This is a genomic window from Algoriphagus sp. UBA3586, assembly GCF_002376385.1.
In the GTDB taxonomy this organism is placed as follows: Bacteria; Bacteroidota; Bacteroidia; order Cytophagales; family Cyclobacteriaceae; genus Algoriphagus; species Algoriphagus ornithinivorans.
This window is the reverse complement of the sequence record NZ_DFMT01000018.1, coordinates 1-24,847: the sequence shown is the minus strand read 5'-3', so window position 1 is coordinate 24,847 and position 24,847 is coordinate 1. Positions and strand designations below refer to the sequence as shown.

At 39.4% G+C, this 24,847-nt stretch carries 23 protein-coding genes and 1 tRNA gene; 10 read left to right on the top strand and 14 right to left on the bottom strand.

Annotated elements, in window-relative coordinates; genetic code table 11:
• Positions 1-83: 83 nt before the first annotated feature.
• Both B2906_RS06755 and B2906_RS06750 read right to left on the bottom strand, forming a co-directional pair.
• Complete coding sequence (locus tag B2906_RS06755) at positions 84-2,480, bottom strand: ribonucleoside-diphosphate reductase subunit alpha (RefSeq protein ID WP_219957805.1); 2,397 nt, start codon at positions 2,478-2,480, stop codon at positions 84-86.
• Between the two features lie 39 nt (positions 2,481-2,519).
• Positions 2,520-3,497: a ribonucleoside-diphosphate reductase small subunit gene (locus B2906_RS06750; RefSeq protein WP_219957806.1), complete on the bottom strand. Its 978-nt coding sequence runs from the start codon at positions 3,495-3,497 to the stop codon at positions 2,520-2,522.
• A 692-nt stretch (positions 3,498-4,189) separates the two neighbouring features.
• Here B2906_RS06750 and rplU point away from each other — a divergent pair.
• The 3 genes from rplU (at position 4,190) to B2906_RS06735 (ending at position 8,015) form a co-directional block, all read left to right on the top strand.
• Positions 4,190-4,501: a 50S ribosomal protein L21 gene (gene rplU / locus B2906_RS06745; protein WP_091655458.1), complete on the top strand. Its 312-nt coding sequence runs from the start codon at positions 4,190-4,192 to the stop codon at positions 4,499-4,501.
• Positions 4,502-4,535: 34 nt separating this feature from the next.
• Entirely contained in the window at positions 4,536-4,796 is a 261-nt protein-coding gene (gene rpmA, locus B2906_RS06740; protein ID WP_091655457.1) for a 50S ribosomal protein L27, read from the top strand.
• A 153-nt stretch (positions 4,797-4,949) separates the two neighbouring features.
• Complete coding sequence (locus tag B2906_RS06735) at positions 4,950-8,015, top strand: VPS10 domain-containing protein (RefSeq protein WP_219957807.1); 3,066 nt, start codon at positions 4,950-4,952, stop codon at positions 8,013-8,015.
• Positions 8,016-8,067: 52 nt separating this feature from the next.
• Here B2906_RS06735 and B2906_RS06730 read toward each other — a convergent pair whose 3' ends face one another.
• Positions 8,068-9,240, bottom strand: a complete 1,173-nt coding sequence (locus tag B2906_RS06730; RefSeq protein ID WP_219957808.1) for a hypothetical protein — start codon at positions 9,238-9,240, stop codon at positions 8,068-8,070.
• A 108-nt stretch (positions 9,241-9,348) separates the two neighbouring features.
• Here B2906_RS06730 and B2906_RS06725 point away from each other — a divergent pair, with 108 nt between their 5' ends.
• Positions 9,349-9,654, top strand: coding sequence for an HPF/RaiA family ribosome-associated protein (locus B2906_RS06725; protein ID WP_219957809.1), 306 nt, complete (start codon positions 9,349-9,351; stop codon positions 9,652-9,654).
• 35 nt (positions 9,655-9,689) lie between these two features.
• On the opposite strand, the gene B2906_RS06720 is transcribed toward B2906_RS06725, so the two are convergent.
• The 6 genes from B2906_RS06720 to lipB form a co-directional block, all read right to left on the bottom strand.
• Positions 9,690-10,319: a rhomboid family intramembrane serine protease gene (locus B2906_RS06720; RefSeq protein WP_091655453.1), complete on the bottom strand. Its 630-nt coding sequence runs from the start codon at positions 10,317-10,319 to the stop codon at positions 9,690-9,692.
• Position 10,320: 1 nt separating this feature from the next.
• Complete coding sequence (locus B2906_RS06715; RefSeq protein ID WP_219957810.1) at positions 10,321-11,307, bottom strand: polyprenyl synthetase family protein; 987 nt, start codon at positions 11,305-11,307, stop codon at positions 10,321-10,323.
• On the bottom strand, positions 11,270-13,471 hold the full coding sequence (gene rnr / locus B2906_RS06710; protein WP_219957811.1) for a ribonuclease R: 2,202 nt from the start codon (positions 13,469-13,471) through the stop codon (positions 11,270-11,272). Before rnr ends, B2906_RS06715 begins: the two co-directional genes overlap by 38 nt.
• Before the next feature lie 42 nt (positions 13,472-13,513).
• Positions 13,514-14,266, bottom strand: a complete 753-nt coding sequence (locus tag B2906_RS06705; protein WP_091655450.1) for a 3'-5' exonuclease — start codon at positions 14,264-14,266, stop codon at positions 13,514-13,516.
• Between the two features lie 8 nt (positions 14,267-14,274).
• Positions 14,275-14,676 carry a hypothetical protein gene (locus B2906_RS06700; protein ID WP_091655449.1) on the bottom strand — a complete coding sequence of 134 codons (402 nt, stop codon included), beginning with the start codon at positions 14,674-14,676 and terminating at the stop codon, positions 14,275-14,277.
• 75 nt (positions 14,677-14,751) lie between these two features.
• Complete coding sequence (gene lipB / locus B2906_RS06695) at positions 14,752-15,474, bottom strand: lipoyl(octanoyl) transferase LipB (protein WP_219957812.1); 723 nt, start codon at positions 15,472-15,474, stop codon at positions 14,752-14,754.
• Positions 15,475-15,557: 83 nt separating this feature from the next.
• Between lipB and B2906_RS06690 the strand changes: the two genes are divergently transcribed.
• Positions 15,558-15,914 (top strand): YraN family protein, encoded by a 357-nt coding sequence (locus tag B2906_RS06690; RefSeq protein ID WP_091655447.1) that lies wholly within the window; start codon positions 15,558-15,560, stop codon positions 15,912-15,914.
• Here B2906_RS06690 and B2906_RS06685 read toward each other — a convergent pair.
• Entirely contained in the window at positions 15,911-16,768 is an 858-nt protein-coding gene (locus tag B2906_RS06685; RefSeq protein ID WP_219957813.1) for a hypothetical protein, read from the bottom strand. The genes B2906_RS06690 and B2906_RS06685 overlap by 4 nt on opposite strands.
• Positions 16,769-16,986: 218 nt before the next feature.
• Between B2906_RS06685 and B2906_RS06680 the strand changes: the two genes are divergently transcribed.
• Positions 16,987-18,189: a pyridoxal phosphate-dependent aminotransferase gene (locus B2906_RS06680; RefSeq protein WP_219957814.1), complete on the top strand. Its 1,203-nt coding sequence runs from the start codon at positions 16,987-16,989 to the stop codon at positions 18,187-18,189.
• 75 nt (positions 18,190-18,264) lie between these two features.
• Positions 18,265-18,975 (top strand): glycosyltransferase family A protein, encoded by a 711-nt coding sequence (locus B2906_RS06675; protein WP_219957815.1) that lies wholly within the window; start codon positions 18,265-18,267, stop codon positions 18,973-18,975.
• Here B2906_RS06675 and B2906_RS06670 read toward each other — a convergent pair.
• Positions 18,972-19,802: an FkbM family methyltransferase gene (locus tag B2906_RS06670; RefSeq protein WP_219957816.1), complete on the bottom strand. Its 831-nt coding sequence runs from the start codon at positions 19,800-19,802 to the stop codon at positions 18,972-18,974. The two genes, B2906_RS06675 and B2906_RS06670, sit on opposite strands and share 4 nt — an antisense overlap.
• Positions 19,803-19,840: 38 nt before the next feature.
• Positions 19,841-20,632, bottom strand: coding sequence for a glycosyltransferase family 2 protein (locus tag B2906_RS06665; protein WP_219957817.1), 792 nt, complete (start codon positions 20,630-20,632; stop codon positions 19,841-19,843).
• 306 nt (positions 20,633-20,938) lie between these two features.
• Between B2906_RS06665 and B2906_RS06660 the strand changes: the two genes are divergently transcribed.
• Together B2906_RS06660 and B2906_RS06655 are read left to right on the top strand one after the other, a co-directional pair.
• Positions 20,939-21,961, top strand: a complete 1,023-nt coding sequence (locus B2906_RS06660; RefSeq protein WP_219957818.1) for a DUF4421 domain-containing protein — start codon at positions 20,939-20,941, stop codon at positions 21,959-21,961.
• Positions 21,962-22,025: 64 nt separating this feature from the next.
• Positions 22,026-23,570, top strand: coding sequence for an aldehyde dehydrogenase family protein (locus B2906_RS06655; RefSeq protein ID WP_219957819.1), 1,545 nt, complete (start codon positions 22,026-22,028; stop codon positions 23,568-23,570).
• Between the two features lie 46 nt (positions 23,571-23,616).
• On the opposite strand, the gene B2906_RS06650 is transcribed toward B2906_RS06655, so the two are convergent.
• Entirely contained in the window at positions 23,617-24,174 is a 558-nt protein-coding gene (locus tag B2906_RS06650; protein WP_219957820.1) for a type 1 glutamine amidotransferase domain-containing protein, read from the bottom strand.
• Between the two features lie 23 nt (positions 24,175-24,197).
• Positions 24,198-24,446: a DUF7218 family protein gene (locus tag B2906_RS06645; RefSeq protein ID WP_219957821.1), complete on the bottom strand. Its 249-nt coding sequence runs from the start codon at positions 24,444-24,446 to the stop codon at positions 24,198-24,200.
• A gap of 272 nt (positions 24,447-24,718) precedes the next feature.
• On the opposite strand from B2906_RS06645, the gene B2906_RS06640 reads away from it, so the two are divergent.
• Positions 24,719-24,793, top strand: a tRNA-Val gene (locus B2906_RS06640).
• Positions 24,794-24,847: the final 54 nt, after the last annotated feature.

Genomic DNA, 24,847 nt, shown 5'->3' with positions numbered 1-24,847 from the left:
AGTTGGAGACAGTCAACTAGGCTTTTGCAAAAAAAAGCGTCTGAGATTCCCAGACGCTTTTTCCAATTGACGAACTCTAAAATTTAACTTCCGCACATTTCGCAGTCATCCGGATTGTCCAAAGAGCATTGTACAGCCTCTTGTTTGGTGGACTTGGTTACGGTTTCTACTTGTGCTTTATCTTCTTTGGGCTCTAAGGCGCTCTTATCTAGGGTGAACTTGATCGCTGCAGCTGCCGCCTGAGATCTTAAATAGTACATACCAGTCTTTAATCCCTTCTTCCAAGCGTAGAAGTGCATGGATGTAAGCTTACCAAAGTTCGGGTCTTGCAAGAAGACGTTCATACTTTGTGACTGACAGATATAAGCTCCTCGATCTGCTGCCATATCGATAATCACCTTCTGAGAAATTTCCCAAACAGTCTTGTAAATATCTTTGATGTGCTGTGGAATTCCCGGTACATCCTGAACAGAACCATTGGTGGAGATCAATCGGTTTCTCATGTTATCATTCCACAAGCCTAACTTGATCAGATCTTTCATCAAGTGCTTGTTCACTACAATGAATTCACCTGATAATGTTCTTCTAGTGTAAATATTGGAAGTATAAGGCTCGAAGCACTCATTATTTCCTAAGATTTGAGAAGTGGAGGCAGTCGGCATAGGAGCTACTAGCAGGGAGTTTCTCAAACCATACTTCTTCACTTTCTCCTTCAATTCTGTCCAGTTCCATCTGTTGGATTTTGGCGTCACGCCCCACATATCAAACTGAAGTTCTCCTTTGGATGCTGGTGAACCTTCGTAGGTTTCATAAGTACCTTGCACTTTGGCCAACTCCATGGATGTTTCTACAGCCGCATAATAGATGGTTTCGAAGATGTCTTCATTCAATCCTTTTGCTTCAGGTGAGTCAAAAGGCATTCTCAGCATGATGAAAGCATCCGCCAATCCTTGCACACCCAAACCAATTGGTCTATGTCTGAAGTTGGATCGCTTCGCTTCTTCTACTGGATAGTAATTGACATCGATTACCTTGTTGAGATTACGAGTCGCTACTTTGGTGATTTCATATAATTTCTGATGGTCGAAGGAAAGCTTTCCATCAGGTCCTTGTGTTACGAATTTAGGAAGTGCTAAAGAAGCAAGGTTACAAACAGCAACCTCATCTGGAGCAGTGTATTCTATAATCTCTGTACAAAGATTGGATGACTTGATGGTTCCCAAGTTTTTCTGATTGGACTTACCATTTGCTGCATCTTTGTAGAGCATATATGGAGTGCCGGTTTCGATTTGAGATTCCAAAACTTCAAACCACAATTCCTGAGCTTTGATGGTTTCTCTTGCTTTTCCTTCACGCTCGTACTTTTCGTATAGCTTTTCAAATTCTTCTCCATAGCAATCGGAAAGACCTGGGCACTCATTAGGACAGAACAAAGACCAAGTTTCGTTTTGTTCTACTCGCTTCATGAATAGATCTGGAATCCAAAGTGCATAGAACAAGTCTCTGGCACGCATTTCTTCCTTACCATGGTTTCTCTTAAGCTCCAAGAAGTCTTTGATATCAGCATGCCAAGGCTCTAGGTAGATGGCAAAAGATCCTTTTCTTTTTCCTCCTCCTTGATCCACGTATCGTGCGGTCATATCGAAGTTTCTCAACATCGGCACGATTCCGTTAGATACGCCGTTGGTTCCTTTGATATAAGAACCTTTAGCTCTTACATGGTGGATAGAAAGACCGATACCTCCTGCAGATTGTGAGATTTTAGCACATTGCTTTAATGTATCATAAATTCCATCAATACTGTCATCCTTCATAGTCAGAAGGAAGCAAGAGGAAAGCTGTGGCTTAGGAGTACCTGCGTTGAAGAGGGTAGGAGTCGCATGAGTAAACCATTTTTCAGAAAGGAGATTGTAAGTTTCTATTACAGAATCCAAATCTTCTTTATGAATACCTACGGCTACCCGCATCAACATATGCTGTGGACGCTCTACTACTTTGCCATCCAAACGAATCAAGTAGGATCTTTCTAATGTTTTATAGCCGAAGTAATCGTATCCAAAGTCTCTTTTGTAATCAATCGCCGCATCTAGCTTTGCCGCATTCTTTTTAATAATGCCATACACTTCCGGGTCAATCAATGCCGCATTCTCACCTGTGATCGGATTGACATAAGTGTAAAGTCTTTTCATGGTATTTGAAAAAGACTGACTGGTTGTTTTATGCAGGTTAGAGATGGCAATCCGTGCAGCAAGTATCGCATAATCCGGATGCTTCACTGTCAATGAAGCGCAAACTTCTGCGGCTAGATTATCTAGCTCAGAGGTAGTTACTCCATCATACAAACCATCAATTACCTTTTTGGCAACTTCGATAGGCTGTATAAATTTAGGATCCAGCTCATAGCACAGATTCTCTATTCGTGCTGTGATTTTGTCAAAGCGAACTGATTCGCGTCTTCCGTCTCTTTTTATTACTAGCATAGTTCAGGTGAGGTTAATGGTTGGGTAAAGTGGTTTTGGTTAAAAATCTTCCCCTAAAGAGAAGCGTGCTGATTCTGTTGCATCATTGGACTTCATCACTCCGGCTTTTTGATAATCACCTACTCGCTTCTCGAAGAAGTTGGTTTTACCCTGAAGGGAGATCATATCCATGAAATCAAATGGATTTGTACTATTCCATACCTTATCGCATCCTAGTTCCATCAATAATCGGTCCGCAACGAATTCGATGTATTGACACATCAAATCTGCATTCATTCCTATCAATCTTACCGGAAGTGCATCGGTCACAAATTCCTTTTCGATGGCAACTGCGTCCATGATAATTTCTTTGATAGTTTCTTTTGGAAGCGGGTTTTGTACGTGTTGAGTATAAAGGTGACAAGCAAAGTCACAGTGAAGACCCTCGTCCCGTGAAATCAATTCATTAGAGAAAGTAAGCCCTGGCATTAGTCCTCTTTTCTTCAACCAGAAAATCGAACAGAAAGAACCGGAAAAGAAGATTCCTTCTACAGCTGCGAAAGCAATCAATCTTTCCTGGAAGCTTCCATTATCAATCCATCTCAATGCCCAGTCTGCTTTTTTCTTGACGCAGTCAATGTGCTCGATGGCGTTTAATAATTTGTCTCGCTCAACCGGATCTTTGATGTAAGTATCGATCAATAAGCTATAGGTCTCTGAGTGAATATTTTCCATGGCAATTTGAAATCCATAGAAAAATTTAGCTTCTGTATATTGAACCTCTGCGACAAAGTGCTCAGCCAAGTTCTCATTTACTATACCATCACTTGCAGCGAAGAAAGCCAATACGTGAGAGATAAAGTGGCGCTCCCCATCATTCAGGTTTTTCCAGTCTCTCATATCTTGTCCTAAATCAATCTCCTCAGCCGTCCAGAAGCTGGCTTCTGCCTGTTTATAAAATTTCCAAATGTCTGCGTGCTGGATGGGGAATAAAACAAAGCGATTCTTATTCTCTTCTAAAATTGGTTCTGCTTGCATCGTTCTCTTTGGTTTATTTGATAATGTTTTAAATAAGTTAAATTCAGACAAATAGCTCTTCAGTAATCGTTGCTGGGGATAGAAAAGGCTGCCTTTTTAGAACAGCCTTTGAACAAATATGTGAACCAAAATCCAGAAATAAAACCCCCGAAGTACTGAATTAGGGTGTTTTTTGAACAATGGTCAAAAACTATTTAAATATCATAAATACAATACTTTATATGTATTCAAATAAAGTAAAAGATAAGCTGAAATGGGCATTTTGAGGCGTTGAAACTTTTTTCAGTTTTTTTGAAAAAAATATTTTTAACAAAATTCAAGTGATTTTTGACCGAGGTTCAATTCTATTCAATCGATTTAAAATGAAATAAACAGCTGAAAATCAGGTATGAGCAGCTGTTTGAATTTTCTACCGATAATATTACTGTCTTTTAAAATTGCTTGAGTCCAACGATTCCTTGCCCTGTTTCTTGCTACTTTTTATCTTTGCGAAGCTCTGAATGTGTTAATACAAATCTTGGCTTTTAAAGCTCCTGAAAAAAGGGATTACTGATAAATACTTTTGGCGCAGATGTAAGTTGCTGAATAGGTAATTCTTAAGGCCATAATAATTTTATGAAGCCATTTTTTTCTTCAAATACTCTTCCTTATATTTGCACTCCGATTTCGACAAAGAATCTAGAAAGAAACACATGTACGCAATTGTAAACATCGCAGGAAAGCAGTTCAAAGTAACAAAAGATCAGTTTGTTTATGCTCCAAAGCTAGACGCAGAAACTGGCGCTTCCGTGGAATTTGACCAAGTACTATTAGCAGAAGCTGATGGGAATGTGTCTGTTGGTGCACCTTTAATTAAGGGCGCTAAGGTATCTGGCAAGGTGCTAGATCATGTTAAAGGTGATAAAGTCATCGTCTTCAAAAAGAAGCGTAGAAAAGGCTACAAGAAGAAGAACGGTCACAGACAAGACTTCACCAAAGTATTGATTGAAAATATTACACTCTAAGTTTTCTATTAGAAAACCATAAACGAATCAGACCATGGCACACAAAAAAGGTGTAGGTAGTTCCAAAAACGGTAGAGAATCACATTCCAAAAGATTGGGTGTGAAGAAATTTGGAGGCGAGCAAGTTATCGCCGGTAACATTATTGTAAGACAAAGAGGTACCAAGCATCACGCTGGAAACAACGTGGGTGTAGGTAAAGATCATACCTTGTTTGCACTTTCTGACGGTGTTGTAACTTTCAAAAAGAAAGCAGACGGTAAGTCTTACGTAAGTGTTTTGCCAGCTGAGGCTTAATACCTACTAAACGAAAATCAAAACCCTTTCCTCGGAAAGGGTTTTTTTGTTTCTAGCCAAAAAAGAATTCCGACCACTGATCAATTTTTTAGCAATAGAGTCGAAGACTTATCCTAATTTTTTATCTTCAAGAAACCACCAAATATTATCCTTATGAGAAATCGATTTTCATTGGGTTTATTGGGAATTTTGCTCTGTTTTATTTTTCAGGCAAATTCTTCCCAAGCCCAAAATGTACCTAATCCTTCTGTTTACAAAGCCCTCGAATGGAGGCTCGTTGGCCCTTTTCGTGGAGGCAGATCCGATGCAGTTACCGGAGTAGCAGGCTCTGATCATACCTACTATTTCGGATCTACAGGTGGAGGTGTCTGGAAAACTGTTGACTCCGGGAATACCTGGAAGTCTGTTTCCGACGGCTTTTTCGGTGGCTCTATTGGCGCTGTAGCTGTTTCTGAAAGTGACACTAGTGTAGTGTATGCAGGAGGAGGAGAAAAAACAGTCCGTGGAAACGTGTCTTTTGGATACGGAGTCTGGAAAAGTAAGGATGCCGGCAAAAGCTGGGAAAGAGCAGGCTTGGATAAAAGCCGGTTTATTGCAAGACTAAGAATTCATCCAAGCAATCCTGATGTGGTTTATGCTGCGGTTTTGGGTGATTTATTTAAGCCTGATGCTACAAGAGGTGTTTACAAAACCACCAATGGAGGGGCTACTTGGGAAAAAGTTCTTTTTGTTTCCGACGTGGCCGGTGCTGTTGATTTGATTTTAGACCCCAATAATCCTGATATCCTATATGCAACAACCTGGGAGATCAAGCGAACTCCTTATTCATTGGAAAGCGGTGGACCTGGATCAAAAATGTTTAAGTCCACAGATGGGGGTAAAAACTGGGAAGACCTTACATCCAAAGAAGGATTTCCTCAAGGGATTTTGGGAATAATGGGGGTAACTGTTTCTCCATTGAATTCTAACAGGCTTTATGCCATCATTGAAAATGATAACGGTGGAGTGTATACTTCCACGGATGCAGGACAAACCTGGTCCAAAACCAATGAGGATAGGAGCTTAAGACAAAGAGCTTGGTATTATTCCCGAATTTATGCAGATACTCAAGATGAGGAAACAGTATATGTGCTAAACGTGAGCTATCACAAATCGACTGATGGCGGGAAAACTTTCAAAGGAGCTAATGCACCTCATGGAGATCATCATGATTTGTGGATAGATCCAAATAACAATCAGCGTATGATTATCGCCGATGACGGTGGAGCGCAAGTTTCCGAAGATGGTGGAGCCAATTGGACCACTTATATGAATCAGCCGACTTCCCAATTCTACAGAGTGACCACTGACAATTCTTTTCCATACAGAATTTACGGTGCGCAGCAGGACAATTCAACTGTTAGAATCCGCCACAGAGTAGATGGAAGAGGAGGAATCACTGAAGATGACTGGGAGCCTACCGCAGGCGGGGAGTCTGGTTGGATCGCTCCGGACCCCAAGAATAATGACATTGTGTATGGTGGATCTTATGGAGGTCTTTTAACCAGAGAGGATCATGATAAAGGAATCAGCAGAACAGTCAATGTTTGGCCTGATAATCCAATGGGACATGGAGCGGAAGACATGAAGTATAGATTTCAATGGAACTTCCCGATTTTCTTCTCCCCGCATGATCCTAATATGCTTTACACTACCAGTAACCGCTTTCATAGATCCACTAATGAGGGACAAAGCTGGGAAGTGTTTTCGCCTGATTTGACCAGAAATGATGCTAGTAAATTAGGTTCATCCGGTGGTCCAATTACCAAAGACAATACTTCTGTAGAGTATTATGCCACTATTTTCACAGCTGCAGAATCTCCTGTGAAGAAGGGAGTAATCTGGGCTGGTTCTGATGATGGATTGGTGCATGTGACTACAGATAATGGGGTAACCTGGGTGAATGTGACTCCTTCCGCCATGCCGGAATGGTTACAGATCAATAGTATTGAGGCGAGTCCATATGAAGCAGGTGAGGCTTATTTTGCAGCAACTGGTTATAAAAGTGGGAATTTTGAACCTTACTTATATAAGACCAAGGATTATGGTAAAACCTGGACAAAAATTACCAAAGGAATAGATGCAGAGCATTTCACCAGGGTAATTCGTGCAGATCCTGTTAAGAAGGGAATGCTTTACGCAGGTACCGAGACTGGGATGTATTATTCAAAAGATGATGGTGCAAATTGGCATTCCTTGCAGATGAATCTTCCCATCGTTCCGATTACTGATTTGGCCATCAAGGATAATAATTTGATCGCTGCCACGCAGGGACGTTCTTTCTGGATTATCGATGATCTAACTGTTTTGCATCAGGCAGAGCCAGGTATTGAGAATAAAAAGTTGCATCTATTTAAACCTCAGGATTCTTATAGAATAGATGGTGTGAAAAGGAAGTCTCCGACCATGGGGACCAACAGACCTGGAGGAGTTTTGGTGTATTATTTTATCAAAGAGGAGCCTAAAGAGGAGCTTAAAATTGAGTTTTTGGATAATGGGAATAATGTTCTCAGGACTTTCTCAACCAAAGGCTATCAAGGGGATACTTTAAAAGTGAAAGCTGGTAGCAATGAATTCAATTGGAATTTAAGAGTAGAAGATGCGGAAGGATTTGATGGTCTCATCATGTGGGCTGCTAATCTTCGAGGGCCAAAGGTTGTTCCTGGCGATTATAAGGTAAGAGTTACTTTGGATGGGGAAAGACAGGAGCAAGGATTCAAAGTTTTGGCAGATCCTAGATATGAAACCACTCAGGGGGGATTGGAAAAACAGTTTGAGTTTCTCATGAATGTGAACCGCAAGCTGACAGAAACGCATCAGACTATTAAATTGATTCGTCAGTACAGAGCTGAACTGGATAGTATGGAAAATAAGCCAGCCAACCTGGAGCAAATCAAAGCTCAAATGCAGGAGATAGAAGAGACCTTGTACCAGACCAAAAACAGAAGCGGTCAAGATCCTCTAAACTATCCGATCAGGCTGAATAATAAATTGGCTCATTTAAATAGCGTGGTTGGAAATGGAGATTATCCTCCAACTGATCAATCTGTAGAAGTGAGAAAAGAATTAACTCAGCAAATTGATGTGCAACTTGCGAGATTCAAAAAATTGGAGCAGGAGGAGATTTCGAAGATTCTGAATATTGAGGAGCTTCGAACCAAACTGGATATCAAAAAGTAATTCAATAAACCTTAAATGATGAAGCCCCGGAATTTTCCGGGGCTTATTTTTTTTAACTCAGGGGATACCTGAGAATACCAGCCATGATATCATTTGCAGGGAGGGAGTCTGAGTTCATTAGAAAAACCTTACCTCCATTTTTGATGGTTTGACTGATTGTCAAATCAATCAAACAGTGACTGTGCTTATCCTTTGATTCCTGATAATTTACCTGATGTTTTTGGGTGTCGAATGTACCCCAAACATGCTCATGTTTTTCATCAACAAAAAGTGTGTCCAAGGCACCTGAATGGGCAGCTTTAATCAATGCGGTTTTATCATTTTGAATGGATAAGCCCTCGCTTTGCTTTTCTTCGAAATCATTCATTCGCTTTCTTCTCTCAGAAGAAAAATAGTCTGATGCCAATTGCCAAGATTTTTGATGAAGACTCATCACATCTTTTTCGGTGAAGGCTCCACTGACATGGCCATCCTGTAAATGATTGTATTTACTAGCTTCGCGGAATAATGGGATCAAATAGTCAACTCCTGCGAGATAAAGGGGAAGTGGGTTTTTATAGAGAAGCGGTTCCAGCATATTGGTCATACGATGAAAATAGTTTAGGATTGTCGTTTTCTTCTCTTCATCCGATCCACCATCATGTCCATGATACATGGCTCCAGCGCTTCCTACGCCGCCTTGTCCCTGTAAATGACCTTGATTTTCGGCTATTTCCTCTTCTACAGTAAATGAAACGGCAACTTCTTTTTCGTCAAGAATAATTTCCTGAATGACATCTCTTGTTGCTTCATATAGACGAATTCTATCCAAATTAAGCAGTAATAAATAATAGTGACCATCATCATTGAGTTCTGGGACTAATGGCATTGTAAAAGCTTTAGTTCCTATAAAATTCATAGATTCTACTCTTGGAATCGGAACCTGGAAATACTCCATTTCACCATCAGCTAGAAATACCGCTAATAGGTCCGAATTATGTTGCCAAAAATTAAAGTCTTCCAATAATTGATGAGCAGGACGAAGTGCCTTCGAGATGTTTCTTTCATCCATACCCCAATTCTTTTCTAAATCTTTTTCGACTTGTGATAATTGATTTTTAAATCGTGTTTGGTCGTCTTTGTAGGCGTTTGTGCTTTTACGTGATGTAGGCACATAAATAGAAATGAATGGCTCACTTTCTTTCTGAGTGAGTTCCAAGAATAAGTTTCTATCAAAAATTTTCATAATTGGTTATTGATTTTGAGTTTTAAAAAGGATTTATACTAAAATTTCTACATATAATATAAAAAGAAATTCTTATATTATCAACTAAAATAACAATCAATTATTTCCATGAATTACACAGAAAACTATAAAGCCATAAAAATAGACGTACAAGCAGTTGATTTTGATATTGACTCCTCTATCCAGCAACTGATTAGGGACCAGATAGATAAGATTGGTCGTCACGCGTCCAAAATCAATGCAGTCGACATTTATTTTTCAACAGAAGGACATGGATCATCTGCTGTCAGAATCGTAGGAATGCGAGTGGGAATCCCTGGGCCGGATGTCTATGCGGAAGAGAAAGGAGATAACCTTTCACAACTTTTAAAGTCTGTTGCAGATAAAAATATCAGACAATTAGAAAAATTGTAGCGGGTAAGATCTTAGCCAAGGACCTCGTTTTTTATTTAGAAAATCCTCCAATTCCTGATTTGATCTATAAAATGCACAGCGCTGCTAGGAGAAAGAATCAGGATGAAAATGATTCCGAAAAGCGCTCCATAGAGATGGGCATCATGGTTTATTCCATCGCTGTCCTGCTTTCCTTTGGTATAGGAATAAATCAGAAATAAGGCGCCCAAGATAAATCCTGGAAGACAGATGATCCCGAAAAGACAAATATCTGCTAAAGGAAGAATGATGATACTGGAAAAGACAGTCGCAGCAGTTCCTCCCGATGCTCCCAAAGCTCTGTAATAACTGTTATTCTGGTGCTTTAAGTATGTGGGGATATCCGCGATAATTATTCCCAGAATATAAAACAGAACAAATACAACACCTCCGAGACTGCTCCCAAGTTGGTATGCTAAAAACTGTTCTACTACTCTCCCAAAAAAGTAGAAAGTAAACATATTAAAGAGGAGATGGATATAATCCTTATGGATAAAACCAGAAAGAATAAATCTATCCCACTGCTTTTGATGTTTGATTTTGTAGGGAGTAAACATCCACCTTTCGATGAAGCTGTGATTATTGAATCCGTAAAAGCTGCTGATTACTGTGATAATAATCAGGATTACAGTGATCGAAAGTTCCATATTACTTTTCCCTGTGAATCAGGTCTTCAGTGATTTTTCTGAGGTTTTGATAAAAATCCTCATTTTTAAAATGAAGCGTATCCAACTGCCGGAAGCCTTCTGAGAAATAATGATTCATTTTGTCCTCCGCCTTTTTTCGGATTCCTAATTTCTCATAGAGTCCCTTGATAGCTTGAACTTTTTCTTCCTTGTCAAATTCACTTTGTGTTAACCAAAAATTAAGCAATTCTTTATCATCTCCTTGGGCAAGTTCCAGCGCTTTGATAAGGAGGTATGTTTTCTTGTTTGAAATGATGTCGCCGCCCACTTGCTTGCCGAATTTTGCTTGGTCTGCAAATACATCCAAGAGGTCGTCTTTAAGCTGAAAGCCTATACCGATATTTACCCCAAAATTGTAAATTTTTTGGCAGTCTTCTTCGGATGCCTCTGCTAGGATTGCACCCAATTCTAAAGCGAAGCCTAGCAAAACAGCAGTTTTTAACCGAATCATATTGACATACTCATCCTCATGAACTTCTTCCCTGCTTTCGAAATTCATATCATGCTGCTGCCCTTCGCATACTTCTGCAGCGGTTTTATTGAAGAGACGAATGACTTTGGGAAGAAGGGTATGAGGCGTAGGAAGCAATAAATCATAGGCTCGTACCAACATGACATCCCCGGAAAGAATAGCTACATTCTCATTCCATTTTTCATGAACAGTAGCTTTTCCTCTTCTCAATGGGGCCTGATCCATGATATCATCATGCATCAGGGTGAAATTATGGAACACCTCGACAGCACTCGCTTGGCTCAGAATGGTTTTAGGATCTTTTTTATAAAGTCCATAGGCCAGCAAGCTCAAAAGAGGCCTTATTCTTTTTCCTCCCAAGCTGAGAATATAGGTGATCGGTTCGTAAAGTTCCTTGGGATCTTCTCCAAAGTTTTGTTCCCTGATAAAGGACTCTAATTTATCTAAAAGCGCGTGCGCGAGGCTTTCTTTCGTCATTGTTTGCAAATTCCAAATCGATGGTTCTTCGGTCAATATCGGTATTAACTACGCGGACCTTCACTTTGTCACCCAAAGTGATCATTTTTTTTGTTCTCGACCCAATAAGTCGCATGTTTTTCTGGTCGAAATCATAGTAATCATCGTCCATATCCTGTACTCGGATCATTCCCTCGCACTTGGTTTCAGTGATTTCTACAAAGACTCCCCATTCAGTCACCCCAGAGACGATTCCGTCATAATCTTTCTCTTCAGCCAGAGCCATATATTCTACCTGCTTGTACTTGATAGAAGCTCTTTCTGCATCAGCTGCACGCTTTTCCCGTTCGGAAGAGTGTACGCATTTTTGTTCCCAGGCTTCTGCGTCTGGTGATTTGCCTCCATCCAGATAGTGTTCCAAAAGTCGATGCACCATCATGTCAGGATATCGACGGATTGGGGAGGTAAAGTGGGTGTAATGTGGAAAAGCCAAACCAAAATGACCTTTGGGCTCAGTGGTGTATTTAGCCTTAGCCATACTTCGGATAGCAAGTTGCTCTAATACATTTTGCTCCGGCTTGCCTTGGATTTCATCCATTAATTTATTGAGAGCGGAAGAAATTTTCTTTTCGTTATCCAAGTCCATTTGATGACCAAAACGCTTGGCAAAACCTGAAAATATTTCCAGCTTCTCCATGTCTGGAGAATCGTGGGTTCTGTATACGAAGGTGTCTGCACCACTTCTCTTTTTGAAGATAAACTCAGCAACGTATTTGTTTGCCAAGAGCATGAACTCCTCAATCATTTTGTGGATGTCTTTTCGCTCTTTAATCATCAATCCGAGTGGAGTGCCTTTTTCATCCAATTTGAACTTGACCTCCACAGTTTCGAAATTGACAGCACCATGTTGGAACCTTCTTTTTCGTACCTGCTTTGCAAGGTCATTCAACAGCGTTAACTCCTGAAAGAAGTCTCCGGATTGATTATCTATGTTCTCTTGTGCCTCTTCATAGGCGAATCTTCGGTCTGAATGAATGATAGTTCTTCCAATCCAATGATTCAGCACATTGGCATTGGAGTCCATTTCAAACACACAGGCAAAGGTTAATTTATCTTCATGAGGTCTAAGCGAACAAAGACCATTGCTTAGCCTTTCAGGAAGCATTGGGATGGTTCTATCTACCAAGTAAACCGATGTAGCTCGGTCATAAGCTTCTTTTTCCAAAGCTGTTTTAGGCTTCACATAATGGGTAACATCTGCGATATGGACTCCAACTTCCAGGTTTCCATTTTCTAATTTTCTATAAGAAATGGCATCATCAAAATCCTTGGCGTCTGCCGGATCAATAGTGAAAGTGGTCACGTCTCTGAAATCCCTTCTTGCTTTAATTTCTTTGGAAGTGATTTTTTCAGGAATTGCGTTTGCTTCTTGATCTGCCTCTTGAGGGTATTCAAATGGCAACCCAAACTCTGCCATAATGGAGTGGATTTCTACTTCATGCACACCCGCTTTGCCGAGCACTCTGATGACTTTTCCGGTAGGATTTTTATCTCCTTCTCTCCATTCAGTCATTTTGACAATGACCTTTTCATTATGCTCAGCACCCATTAGATCACCTCTGTGAACAAAGATGTCTTTGTGCATTTTTTTAAAATCAGGCACCACAAATGCAAATCGTGGAGAAATTTCTACTCTTCCGACGAATTCATCTCTGTCTCTTTCGAGAATCTCCAACACCTTTCCTTCAGTCCTTCCAGTTTTTCCCTTTAGAGGATATACCATCACTCTGACTTTGTCGCCATCTAAGGCTTGCTTGAGGTCGGCTTCTTTGACAAGAATGTCTCCATCTACTTTTTCCGGATTATCGGGGATTACAAAAGCAAACCTAGGATTTACAAAATCTACAGTTCCTTCTATGAAATCCGGGTCTTGAGTAGATGAAAAATAGTTTCTCGGACTTTTAGAGACTGACCCGTTTTCCACGAGTTTATGAAGAACTGGCTCCACTCCACCTTTAGTAAGAGAGTCTCTTATATCCAGTTTTTTGATAATCTGTTTGGCATTGAATTCCTGCCCATAATTCGCATCTAAAAATTGGAGAATTCTACGGGCCAATGAAGCGGCATCCGTTTTCTTTCCTCCGTTTTGCTTGTTAGAACTTTTTCTATTTGATTTTCTTCCCATGTTTTGGGTGTTTGTTTTGGTTAAGGTAAAAAGAAATACACCCTATTTTTTATGTTCTTTTTTTAAATCGTCCAGTTGGACAACTTCAAGGTTCATTTCGTCAATCTGTGGATTCATAGCAAGGTAAACTCTTGCCGTGACCTCTACATCTCTTAGACAATATTTTTTGATTTTTTCCAGGTTTTTCTCCAAATGAAAAGTGGCATTGACTTCACTTCCATCCAAATCTTCCTTGGAAGAAGGTATTCCAAAAACAGAAGCTAGTAACTCAAGTCGGGTGTAGTACTTGTAATCGCCAAACTTCCACAGCTCCATGGTGTCGAGGTGACGAATTTCCCATGGTCTTTTGCCTGCAATCTGTAAAGGCTCAGGAAGCGGAACTCCCTGAATCAGCATTCGCCTGGATAGATAGGGAAAATCAAACTCTTTCCCATTGTGTGCGCAAAGAATCCATTTTTTCTTCTCTAATAAGCTAGAAAAGTCAACAAGAAGTTCCCTTTCATCGGGATCTGAAAAAACTTTGGAACGAAAAATCAGTTTTTTGTCCTTCTTTTTCCACTGGAAATAACCCACACCAACACAGACTACTTGACCAAATTCCGCATGAATCCCTGCTCTGTCAAAATACAAAGAACCTGGTTCTATTTTGCCGTGATCAGTATTCTTGATGAGTTTTTCCTTTTTGACCCACTCCTCTTGCAACCGTTCCCCAAGATCTTCAAATTTCTCGGTCAGAGAGGCGGTTTCAATATCTAAAAACAATATGTCGCCTAATTGCTCAAAAAAATCAGCCATACTTTATTCTAACTATGTAAAACCCCTTCCAAACCTAATTCGGGGATCATGCGCTGCAGTGAGGGGTCAAAACTGCCTGGAGTAAATATAAACTTTTTGTCAAATATCTGGTCAAGAATATAGTAGCTTACCCAAAACTCATTGGTCAGAGCAAAAACCTGTGGGTCTATCGGCTCAATCTTAGCCACACATTCTGGTCCTAATTCTTTGATCATATGTCTCAAAATTGAGGTCTTTTTTTGCTCTCCGTCAATTTCCCCATATCCTTTAGAAGTAATCATGACGGTGTTGAGTTCGATTAGGTTGAGGTTAATGATATAAACTCCCCACTCAGTTCCACTTGCTGTTTCTTCTTTTGCGATAGCTAGTTTGACTCCAGTTACCGGAGAAAAGTCAATATCTTTTTTCATCTGTATAAATTTTCAATGGCTTGGGGAAATGAGGTAATTGCTCTTCTTCCAAAGAGGAAATCCTTTTCCGCTAATTCATTTTTCGAATAAGTCCATCTCAAAAAGCTGACTGAGATGCCTTTTAACTTTTTCTTTTACTTGCTCCATAGGAATTGGCTTTCCTAATTCCTTGTTAAGAGATGTGACTGCTTTATCGTCAATCCCGCAAGGGATGATGTGTCCAAAATAACTGAGATCAGCATTGATGTTAAAGGCGAATCCGTGCATAGTGACCCATCTGCTGGATTTTACTCCCATAGCACATATCTTTCTTGGGTTTTTTTGTGCAATATGGTCTAACCAAACTCCAGTGAGGCCTTCTATTCTCCCCGCTTCAATCCCATATTCAGCCAAAGTCAAAATAATTGCTTCTTCTAACAAACGGAGGTACTTATGGATATCCGTAAAAAAGTTGTCCAAATCCAATAGGGGATACCCAACCAACTGTCCCGGTCCATGATAAGTAATGTCTCCGCCTCGGTTGATTTTATAGTAGGTGGCATGATGGCTTTTCAATCCCGCTTCATCCAATAATAGGTTTTCTTCTTTGCCGCTTTTTCCTAGAGTGTAGACATGCGGATGCTCTACAAAAAGGAGGTAGTTGTCGGTTGCTTCCTGTTCAGCAATCGGGAGGTTTCTATTCCGGATTTTCCGGGCAACAGTCTTAGCAAAAAGCTCTTCTTGGTAATCCCAGGCATGCTGATAATCCATCAAGCCTAAATCGCGGAACTCAACCTTTTTATTAATTACTTCGTTCATTCAAGTCTCCAAATGGATTTTTATTCAACCGCCAATGAGTTGAATTCGTTCTTCGATTTTTCAAAATTAAGCAATTATATAAGATGGCTGAGCATAATGATAAAGGCAAAATGGCCGAGGAGCTTGCTGCCGAATGGTTAATTGGGAAAGGCTATGAGTTAATGGACAAAAATTACCGCTTTAAACATGCCGAAATCGACCTAATCATGAAATTCAGGGGGATTTTGATTTTTGTGGAGGTGAAGTTTCGTTCAGGGACTGGTTTTGGCTTTGCAGAAGAGTTTGTGGATTTTACCAAAAAGAAGTTGCTGGTCAAAGCAGCAGATGCTTATGTCCATGAAAAAGACTGGCATAAGGATATTCGCTTTGATATAGTGGCTGTTTACAAGGATAAAAGTGGAAACATCAATTTCCGTCAATTTGAGGATGCCTTCTATTAATTATTGATAGCTCTCGGGTTTCTGTAAACGAGATTTCCATCCTTGTCCCACTCTGCTCGAATGTAGGGTTTGAAATTGTCAGCAAAAGGAGTTTCTGGATATTGAATCTCCCTTTTTCGGATGGTTTTACTATTGTTGGTGTCCCAATATTCAGTCCATAAGCCAACTTTCTCACCATATTGGAATTCTCCTGTGACGGCGATTTGTCGGTCTTCATAAAAATAGAAGTAATTCCCCTCTTCCAGTCCGTATTGGATTGGAGTGATTTCCTCTACGGTTTGGGTGCTTCTGTTATAATAAGTGATTTTGGATTCTCTTGGCCAGCCTTCTGTAAAGTGGTCTTTGTCCTGAAGGACATTTTTACTATCAAAAAGCATCCAGGTTTTATGCTTGGTACCATAATAATACATCCCGCTTTCAACCACTACATCATTGACTCTTCTTTCGTAAGGTCCATGCAATAAGTAACCCTTGCCTTTGGCGAAACCTTCTTTTTTGATACCGCGATCTTTAGGGTCAAACCAGTAAACATCACGAATATAAGGATCTAATTTTCTTTCCAAATCCGTGTAATTGAAGAACTCATAAATCTGCTGTCCCCGAATATTATTTCGGATGAAGCCTTTTTGAGTTTTTATTCCAAACCAGATGTTTTTACGGGCCTTCTTCTTTTTTTCTTTTTTCTCTTCTTTTTCTTTAGAATCATCAAAAAGCAGAAGAGGCATGGTGGTCGGTAAAAGGGAAGAGTTTACTACTCCTGTAGAATCAGGATCGGTTTTTTTCTCCTTGCTTTGGGCAAAAAGAGCTGACTGAAAAAACAGGGTTAAAAGAAGAATGGAATAAATTCTATTCATGTAATAAAAAACGGAAATCCGCTCTGAGTATTTTATTCAAAAATAACATTTCAAACGATTATTATCAGTTTTTTGCAAGCAATCTGAATGACGCTGGATATTCCTGTCATCAATATGGTACTTTCATAAAAGCAATTCATCATCAAATCAGCTTCTTTGTTTAGAATTAATAATCTTCTGCCTATTTTTGAGGAATTTGTAAAAAACCTACTGTAAAAATGAATTCTATTCTATCAGATCGCATCTTGAATATGGAGGAGTCAGCAACCCTTGCTATGGCAAAAAAAGCAAGAGAGCTGAAATCCCAGGGAATTGACATTATTGGATTGAGTCTCGGCGAGCCGGATTTCAAGACTCCCAAACACATTCAGGAAGCAGCTAAATCAGCTATTGACGAAGGAAAGTACTTTTCTTATCCTCCTGTAGCTGGGTATCAGGATCTGAGAGAGGCTCTGGCTAAAAAGTTGAGAGATGAAAATAATATCTCAGAAGCTAAAGCGGAGAATATTGTAGTTTCTACAGGAGCAAAGCATTCCATTGCCAATACCTTCATGTGTTTGTTGAATGAAGGAGATGAGGTAGTTATTTTTTCTCCGTATTGGGTGAGTTATGCTGAAATCATAAAGCTAGCGGGAGGAGTTCCTATTTTGATTGAGGGTACTTTAGGAAATAATTTCAAAGCTACAGCAGCTCAATTGGAAGATGCATTGACAGATAAAACCAAGGCAGTTATTTACTCTTCTCCTTGTAATCCTACCGGTTCGGTATTTAGCCAAACGGAATTGGAAGCTATAGCAGCAGTGATCAAAAAGAAGCCAAACTTGATGGTGATTGCAGATGAGATTTATGAATTGATCAATTTCACAGGAAAAAATTTCAGCATTGCATCTCTTCCTGGCATGTTTGAAAGAACCATTACGGTCAATGGATTCTCTAAGGGCTATGCCATGACTGGATGGAGAGTAGGGTATATCTGTGCTCCTGTAGAGATAGCAAAAGCTGTGGAAAAAATCCAAGGACAATTTACCTCAGGGGGAACAGGAATTGCTCAAAGAGCAGCCTTGGCCGCCATTGCCGGTGATCAGACTCCTTCTAAGGATATGGCGGAAGCATATTTCAACAGAAGACAAATTGTATTGGACCTACTGAAAGAAATTCCGGGTATCAAAACTCATATTCCAGAGGGCGCATTTTATTTCTTTCCGGATGTGACAGCATACTTTGGGAAGTCGGCTCATGGGCATTCCATCAAAGATGCTGATGATTTATGTCTTTATTTATTGGATGTTGCTCACGTTTCTTTAGTGACAGGAGGTGCATTTGGAGCTCCTAATTGCGTTCGCTTGAGTTATGCTGCTTCAGAAGATGAGCTCAAAGAAGCAATGAAAAGAATTAAAAAAGCATTGGCTGAGTTAGCCTAACTATACAGCCCCGGCGAAAGTCGGGGTTATTTTTTTGCCCACAAGAATGGTTTACTTTTGTTCAAAAATCGATTCATGGCAGAAGTCTTAGTAATAACGCCGGTTAAAAACTCCATAGAAACCACATTGGACACAGCTAGAGCTATTTCCAATTCTGATGTTGAAGTGCATCATATCATTTTTAATGATTTTAGCACAGAAGAGACAAAAGTGGAATTAGAGAAAAAGAAAGCTGAAATCGGCTATGAATTGATTCACTTAGAAGAAATCACAGATCACCCTTCTCCAAATTATAAACTGGTACTTCAGACTTCTCAGAAGAAAGCTTTGGAATTGGGCTTGCCACTTTTGGTGGTCGAATCGGATGTGGTGGTGAAGGCGGATACGATAAGTAAACTTTTAGCGCATCAAAAATCCCATTCAGGCTCTGGCTTGACTGGGGCTGTTACTGTTGATGAAGCAGGAGTTGTCAATTTTCCTTACTTGAAATTCAAAGGAAGAAAAGAGACTGAGATCAATACAAAACGGAGTTTGAGTTTCTGCTGTACACTATTTTCTCTTCCATTTCTGAAGGCTTATGATTTTACCGGACTGGATGATGCCAAGGATTGGTACGACACATTCATTTCTACAAAAGCCTTAGATTGTGGATTTGAGAATTTCGTGCTTATGGATGCACCGGTATGGCACAGGCCACATGGAAGTAGACCTTGGAAGCAGTTGAAATATAAGAACCCTTTGAAATACTACTTTTTAAAATACTGGAAGGGATTGGATAAGATTTAATTCGAACTCAACACCAAATGTGCCATTTCAGTATTGGAGGAATGAAGGGCTAAGGTATCTCTCCCGAATTTTTTCAATAGATAGTTGTTGTTTTTCAAAAGTTGAAGACAGGCTTTTAATTCATCTTCTGGTAAGTTCACATTTTCGAAAATGATAGCTTCGGGTTGAGTTTTTTCAATTTCAAAAATTTTAATCACCTCTAGGTCATAACCTTCTGCATCAATTTGGAGAAGATTGATTTTCGGGATTTTAAATTTTTCCAATAAAGTAACAGGACTTATCACTTCGACTTCTTCGGAAGTGATTTGCTTCTCAGGATCTTCTGGAATCTCTATTCCAAACCGATCGCAGTTTTTCTGTACTACCCCTGATGCAAAGTTTTCCTTTAGCTTTTCCAAAGAAAATGAAGCAAGTCCCGTGGCCCATCTCATGGTGCTAAATCCAATTTTATAAAGTTTCTGCTTACCATCCTTTTCTCCAATTGCAGCGCAGAGCGTATGCAGGCCTTTGTTTTTGACATAAATTTTCGAGAGATAATTCCTGTAAACATCTGGTTGCGGCTCTAATAAAACTCCCTTCCATCTATCTCTTTTAATAAATTTATGGATCGGGTCATTCGTTATTCCGTCATTGGCCCCTATTTGAATCACATGAAAGTCACCTTGCTTACTCAAAGAGTATTCCGATAAAAATTCAGCAATGCTCCCTTTTTTTGGTTGATAGAGATGCTTATAAAAATTCATAAAAAGCGGGTTTTCGGTGGCGCTCAGGTTAAACCTGAAATCCTTCCAGAATTGCTTTGCTTTGTTCTTTAAAGAGTTTTTCATTTAAGTAATTGAAGGTTTTTGATAAAGAAATTAAAGAGTCAAGAAAAAAAATTATTTACCCATTTTAACAGCGTATTGTAAGGTTTACTCCAGGTTCTTTGAAATCTAAGAGGCCCGTTTAATTCTTTCTCGAAGAAATCGCTGTGTTTAGAATTTAAATAAGCGATGCGCTTTTTTTTCATTTCGTTGGTACCAGTTCTTTTTCGCTTGCTATTTGGACTAAGCCTGTAAAAAAATCCCACAAAAGGTAATTGAACCACTTTTCCTCCATTTTTGAGCATTTTGATCCAAAATTCCCAGTCTTCCCTTCCCATTTTCATATCTTCAGAAAAGCCACCGCAATCCTCCCAATCTGATTTTCTGAATAGACCGGAAACATAGATCATGTTATCTCTTGCCAATGCATTTCTGCTGAATTTTTTGAGATTCCAGGGCTTAGTCCCTTGCTCATTGAATTTCACAGCTTGGGCATAAACCACTTTTACCTCTGGATCTTTTTGAAACTGCTCGACGGATTTTTCTATATAATCTTCAGCAATAAGATCATCTCCATCCAGCGGTAAAATCAACTCTCCTTTTGCTTTTTGAATACCATTATTTCTAGCAGCAGCTACTCCCGAATTTTCTTGGTCAATCACATCGATTTGCTGATTGGTAGAAGCTGCTTTGAGGGCAACTTGCAGACTATGGTCGGTACTTCCATCATTCACTATGATTATTTCAATCTTAGGATAGGTTGATTTCAGGACTGACTCAATGGTTTCTTTCAAAAAAGAGGCTTGATTGTAGCAGGGGATTACTACAGAGACTAAAGGCATATCGGAATCCATAATTCTGCAAACTAACTCAAAGAAAGTCTATTTCAAACTCTATAAATTGAACCCAAAAATTTTGAAATTTATTGACTAGTGCTAATTATGAATTAGATTATGCAATAAATGCAAATTTTAATTTGGATAATTAAATCCTATTCTTAACTTTATTCCGGTGATTAAACAACTTTTGTCAACTATTCTTTTTAAATCACGAGGTTTTATCGCCTCAATTTTCGAACTCTAACAGTTTTCTAAAGAAATCCGGGTCCTTGCGATCCGGATTTTTTTTTGGATATTTTGAAATTATCAAGATGAATAAAAATGGCTTTTCGGCGAATCTTCCTCCCACTTATTGTTTTCAGTATATTGGTATTTGATCCCATTTATGGGCAAAAATTTGAATTGGACTCTAATTATGTTGAGGAGACTCCTGAGCTTTTCAGTCTTCGATTTTATTTCTCAAAAAAATATACTGACCTGATCCAAAAGACTGCGGATGGAAATACTTATCGATTTCAGCCTAATTCAGGAAATAATTTGGGTATAGGCTTTACTTATCAAAAGCTTACTTTAAATCTAGCTATGCCAGTAGGCTTTCTCAATCCAGACAGGCAACAAGATTGGCCATTGTACCTGGATTTACAGGCACATCTTTATCCAAAAAACATGATCATAGATGTATTTGGACAGTTTTACAATGGATATAGTATCCCGTCAGATTTTCTTTCTAATTCTGATTCACCTTATCTCCGCGAAGATATCAAGTTGCGGAAATTGGGTTTAAATTTTAATTACTTATTTAATGGGGAACAGCTCTCTTTGATGGCTGCATTTAACCAGTCATTTATTCAAAAGAGATCAGCCTTCTCACCTTTTGTAGGGTTTGAGGTTTATGGTGGATCAATCAAAGGGGATTCATTGCTTTTGCCGGCTTTCGAAAACCAAAGAGAAAGTAATTTTTCCAGTAACCGATCTTTTCAGGTTGGTCCTAATGCGGGATTCGCAGGTACAGTAGTTTTCGGAGGAGGTTTTTTTCTTACAGGAGTATTTTCTGGAAATCTAAGCCTGGCTTACACGCAATGGAATGAATCCTCTGATTTAGATCAATGGGGCATAGTACCCACTTATTTCTTAAGAGGCTTTTTTGGGTACAATTCCAGAAAGTTTTCTATCAATGCAAATTATGTCCTGAAAAACAATCAGATGGTTCGCCTGGATAATTTTGATTTAAGCAAAGAGACCGGGAATTATAGGATAAATTTTATCTACAAATTTCAGCCTGGAGAAGGTTTTAAGCGTGGCTTTTCCAAAATCAATCCATTGCGTTTAATAAAGAAAGATTGATCGAATTCTTGGGCTAAGGTTCCTTTTATTTTAGCTTTGAAGGTATTCCTAAAATTCTAAATGTATGAGTAAGCAGTTTGGTATAGCCGAATCCCTAGCAAGACTGGGTATTAAATCAGAAAATTTGGGCTCTTCTACCGGTGAAAACTGGATGGATTCCGGAAAAGAATATATCGCCTCTATTTCTCCTGCTGATGGTACTTTAATCGGAAAGGTACAGGTGACAGATGAGGAAACTTACGAGAAAGTAATAACAACTGCTCAGGTTGCCTTTGAAAAATGGCGTCTTATTCCGGCCCCTCAAAGAGGGGAAATCGTTCGGGAAATTGGAAATGCGCTGAGAGAAGTAAAAGCTGATCTTGGGAAATTGGTTTCCTACGAAATGGGAAAATCCTATCAAGAAGGTTTGGGAGAAGTGCAGGAAATGATTGATATCTGTGATTTTGCTGTGGGTCTATCCCGCCAATTGTATGGCTTAACGATGCATTCCGAAAGGCCTGGCCACAGAATGTATGAACAATGGCATCCTTTAGGGATTGTGGGAATTATCTCGGCATTTAATTTCCCTGTAGCTGTTTGGTCTTGGAATACGGCTTTGGCTTGGGTTTGTGGGGATGTGACCGTATGGAAACCTTCAGAAAAGGCGCCACTTTCCGGAATTGCCTGTCAGTTGATAGTTGGAAAAATATTCAGAAAACATGGAATGCCTGAGGGGATTTCTTCTTTGATTGTAGGAGATTATAAAGTGGGGGAATTGCTCTCCCATGACTCCAGAATCCCTTTAGTTTCTGCCACTGGGTCTACCAGAATGGGGAAATTGGTAGGTAAAGCAGTTGGAGAGCGATTGGGAAGATCTTTGCTTGAGCTTGGCGGGAACAATGCCATAATCATCACAGAAGATGCGGATATGGATATAGCGATCAGAGGAGCACTCTTTGGAGCTGTAGGCACAGCAGGACAAAGATGTACTAGTACTCGTAGATTAATTATTCATGAATCTGTTTTTGATTCGATTAAAGAGCGTCTTGCATCGGCATATAGCAAATTGGTGATAGGGAACCCTCTGGACGAAAAAAATCATGTCGGGCCTCTGATAGATCAGGATGCTGTTAAAATGTATGAGCACGCTCTCCAAAAAGTAAAAGAGGAGGGAGGTAAAGCAGTTGTTGAAGGAGGAGTTTTAATAGGTGAGGGCTATGAGTCTGGATGCTATGTCAAGCCGGCCATTTATGAAGCGGAAAACCATTTTGAAATTGTGCAGCATGAAACATTTGCACCAATCTTGTATTTGATCAAGTATAAGACTTTAGCTGAGGCTATAGCCATTCAAAATGGAGTTCCTCAGGGACTTTCTTCTGCAATTATGACTACGAATATGAGAGAGGCTGAAGCATTTTTGTCAGCGGCAGGTTCTGATTGCGGAATTGCAAACGTCAACATCGGAACATCAGGTGCTGAAATTGGAGGTGCTTTTGGAGGAGAAAAAGAAACCGGTGGAGGACGAGAGTCTGGTTCGGATGCTTGGAAGGCATATATGAGAAGACAAACTAATACGATTAATTATTCCACTGCATTGCCTTTGGCGCAAGGGATTAAGTTTGATATATAATTGAAATAGAAAAGGCTGTCGAGTTTTCGACAGCCTTTTTTTTGAATTAGATTGTTTTGTTTTTGGTATGAATACCTTCACGAAATTCTTCAATCATTTTTTTGTTGAAGGCGTTCAAATCGTCTGGATTCCTACTTGTAACTAAGCCCTGATCTGTTACCACTTCTCGGTTTTCCCACCTTACTCCAGCATTTTTCAGATCGGTTTTGATACTTGGGAAGCTGGTCATTCTTCGACCTTGCAGAGCTCCACTTTCGATTAAAACCTGAGGGCCATGACAAATACTTGCGATGGGTTTTCCTGATTCGAAAAATTGATTTATAAAATCTATTGCATTTTCATTTCTTCTTAATTTATCTGGGTTCAATACCCCTCCAGGAATCATAAGTCCATCATATTCGGAAGGATCCGCATCTGATAAAAGTTTATCTGCATTTAACTCCATATTCCAATTTCCATTGTTCCAACTTTTGATTTTGGATTGTGGGGAGATAACGTGAACATTAAACCCGGCATTTTCTAGGGCTTTTTTTGGACTTGTTAATTCAATTTCTTCAAATCCAGTTTCTGTTAAAATGGCAATATTCTTAGTTTGATTTTCCATAGTATTTTTTTTAAGGTTAAAAATTAATTTGATCTCAAAGCTTCTATCAATTCCTTTTTGGACATTTTGCTTCGACCTTTGATTCCTATTTCTTGGGCTTTTTGGTAAAGCTCTTTTTTGGTTCTGGATTCATAAGGCTTACTGTTGAAATCCATTTCCTCTTTTGGGGTATTTGCAATCCGAGCTGCTTTTTGTTTACTCATACCTTTATCTCGAAGTGCTTCATACTGATCTTCATTTTTTATCTGGGAAGAGGATTTTTTCGGAATCATGATAGAAACTTTTAAAATAAAACTTTATCTATATAACTATATAATAAGGAAATTGTTTGAAAAACCAAGGAGCCTATTTCTTTTCTTAAAAATTTCCAGGAATTGATAAGGCTTAGGTTAAAGATTGAGAAATTATGAAGGAAGGAAGGTCCAATGAAAAATATTTTATCTCATTTTCAGAAGATTAAGTTTTTTGCTTATCAAAATATTTGGGGATTTGAAAATAGAAATTACCTTTGCATTCCCTTTCGGAAGGAAAGAGACAATAAAATGGGAGCTTAGCTCAGTTGGTTCAGAGCATCTGCCTTACAAGCAGAGGGTCGGGGGTTCGAATCCCTCAGCTCCCACATTAATTTTGTTATTTCCATTTTAGGGAGTTTAGCTCAGTTGGTTCAGAGCAT

What these genes read in the sequence shown, in the direction of transcription:
- B2906_RS06755 (WP_219957805.1), bottom strand. Translation starts at nt 2,480, where the DNA reads ATGCTAGTAATAAAAAGAGACGGAAGACGCGAATCAGTTCGCTTTGAC.
- B2906_RS06750 (WP_219957806.1), bottom strand. Translation starts at nt 3,497, where the DNA reads ATGCAAGCAGAACCAATTTTAGAAGAGAATAAGAATCGCTTTGTTTTA.
- rplU (WP_091655458.1), top strand. Translation starts at nt 4,190, where the DNA reads ATGTACGCAATTGTAAACATCGCAGGAAAGCAGTTCAAAGTAACAAAA.
- rpmA (WP_091655457.1), top strand. Translation starts at nt 4,536, where the DNA reads ATGGCACACAAAAAAGGTGTAGGTAGTTCCAAAAACGGTAGAGAATCA.
- B2906_RS06735 (WP_219957807.1), top strand. Translation starts at nt 4,950, where the DNA reads ATGAGAAATCGATTTTCATTGGGTTTATTGGGAATTTTGCTCTGTTTT.
- B2906_RS06730 (WP_219957808.1), bottom strand. Translation starts at nt 9,240, where the DNA reads ATGAAAATTTTTGATAGAAACTTATTCTTGGAACTCACTCAGAAAGAA.
- B2906_RS06725 (WP_219957809.1), top strand. Translation starts at nt 9,349, where the DNA reads ATGAATTACACAGAAAACTATAAAGCCATAAAAATAGACGTACAAGCA.
- B2906_RS06720 (WP_091655453.1), bottom strand. Translation starts at nt 10,319, where the DNA reads ATGGAACTTTCGATCACTGTAATCCTGATTATTATCACAGTAATCAGC.
- B2906_RS06715 (WP_219957810.1), bottom strand. Translation starts at nt 11,307, where the DNA reads ATGACGAAAGAAAGCCTCGCGCACGCGCTTTTAGATAAATTAGAGTCC.
- rnr (WP_219957811.1), bottom strand. Translation starts at nt 13,471, where the DNA reads ATGGGAAGAAAATCAAATAGAAAAAGTTCTAACAAGCAAAACGGAGGA.
- B2906_RS06705 (WP_091655450.1), bottom strand. Translation starts at nt 14,266, where the DNA reads ATGGCTGATTTTTTTGAGCAATTAGGCGACATATTGTTTTTAGATATT.
- B2906_RS06700 (WP_091655449.1), bottom strand. Translation starts at nt 14,676, where the DNA reads ATGAAAAAAGATATTGACTTTTCTCCGGTAACTGGAGTCAAACTAGCT.
- lipB (WP_219957812.1), bottom strand. Translation starts at nt 15,474, where the DNA reads ATGAACGAAGTAATTAATAAAAAGGTTGAGTTCCGCGATTTAGGCTTG.
- B2906_RS06690 (WP_091655447.1), top strand. Translation starts at nt 15,558, where the DNA reads ATGGCTGAGCATAATGATAAAGGCAAAATGGCCGAGGAGCTTGCTGCC.
- B2906_RS06685 (WP_219957813.1), bottom strand. Translation starts at nt 16,768, where the DNA reads ATGAATAGAATTTATTCCATTCTTCTTTTAACCCTGTTTTTTCAGTCA.
- B2906_RS06680 (WP_219957814.1), top strand. Translation starts at nt 16,987, where the DNA reads ATGAATTCTATTCTATCAGATCGCATCTTGAATATGGAGGAGTCAGCA.
- B2906_RS06675 (WP_219957815.1), top strand. Translation starts at nt 18,265, where the DNA reads ATGGCAGAAGTCTTAGTAATAACGCCGGTTAAAAACTCCATAGAAACC.
- B2906_RS06670 (WP_219957816.1), bottom strand. Translation starts at nt 19,802, where the DNA reads ATGAAAAACTCTTTAAAGAACAAAGCAAAGCAATTCTGGAAGGATTTC.
- B2906_RS06665 (WP_219957817.1), bottom strand. Translation starts at nt 20,632, where the DNA reads ATGGATTCCGATATGCCTTTAGTCTCTGTAGTAATCCCCTGCTACAAT.
- B2906_RS06660 (WP_219957818.1), top strand. Translation starts at nt 20,939, where the DNA reads ATGGCTTTTCGGCGAATCTTCCTCCCACTTATTGTTTTCAGTATATTG.
- B2906_RS06655 (WP_219957819.1), top strand. Translation starts at nt 22,026, where the DNA reads ATGAGTAAGCAGTTTGGTATAGCCGAATCCCTAGCAAGACTGGGTATT.
- B2906_RS06650 (WP_219957820.1), bottom strand. Translation starts at nt 24,174, where the DNA reads ATGGAAAATCAAACTAAGAATATTGCCATTTTAACAGAAACTGGATTT.
- B2906_RS06645 (WP_219957821.1), bottom strand. Translation starts at nt 24,446, where the DNA reads ATGATTCCGAAAAAATCCTCTTCCCAGATAAAAAATGAAGATCAGTAT.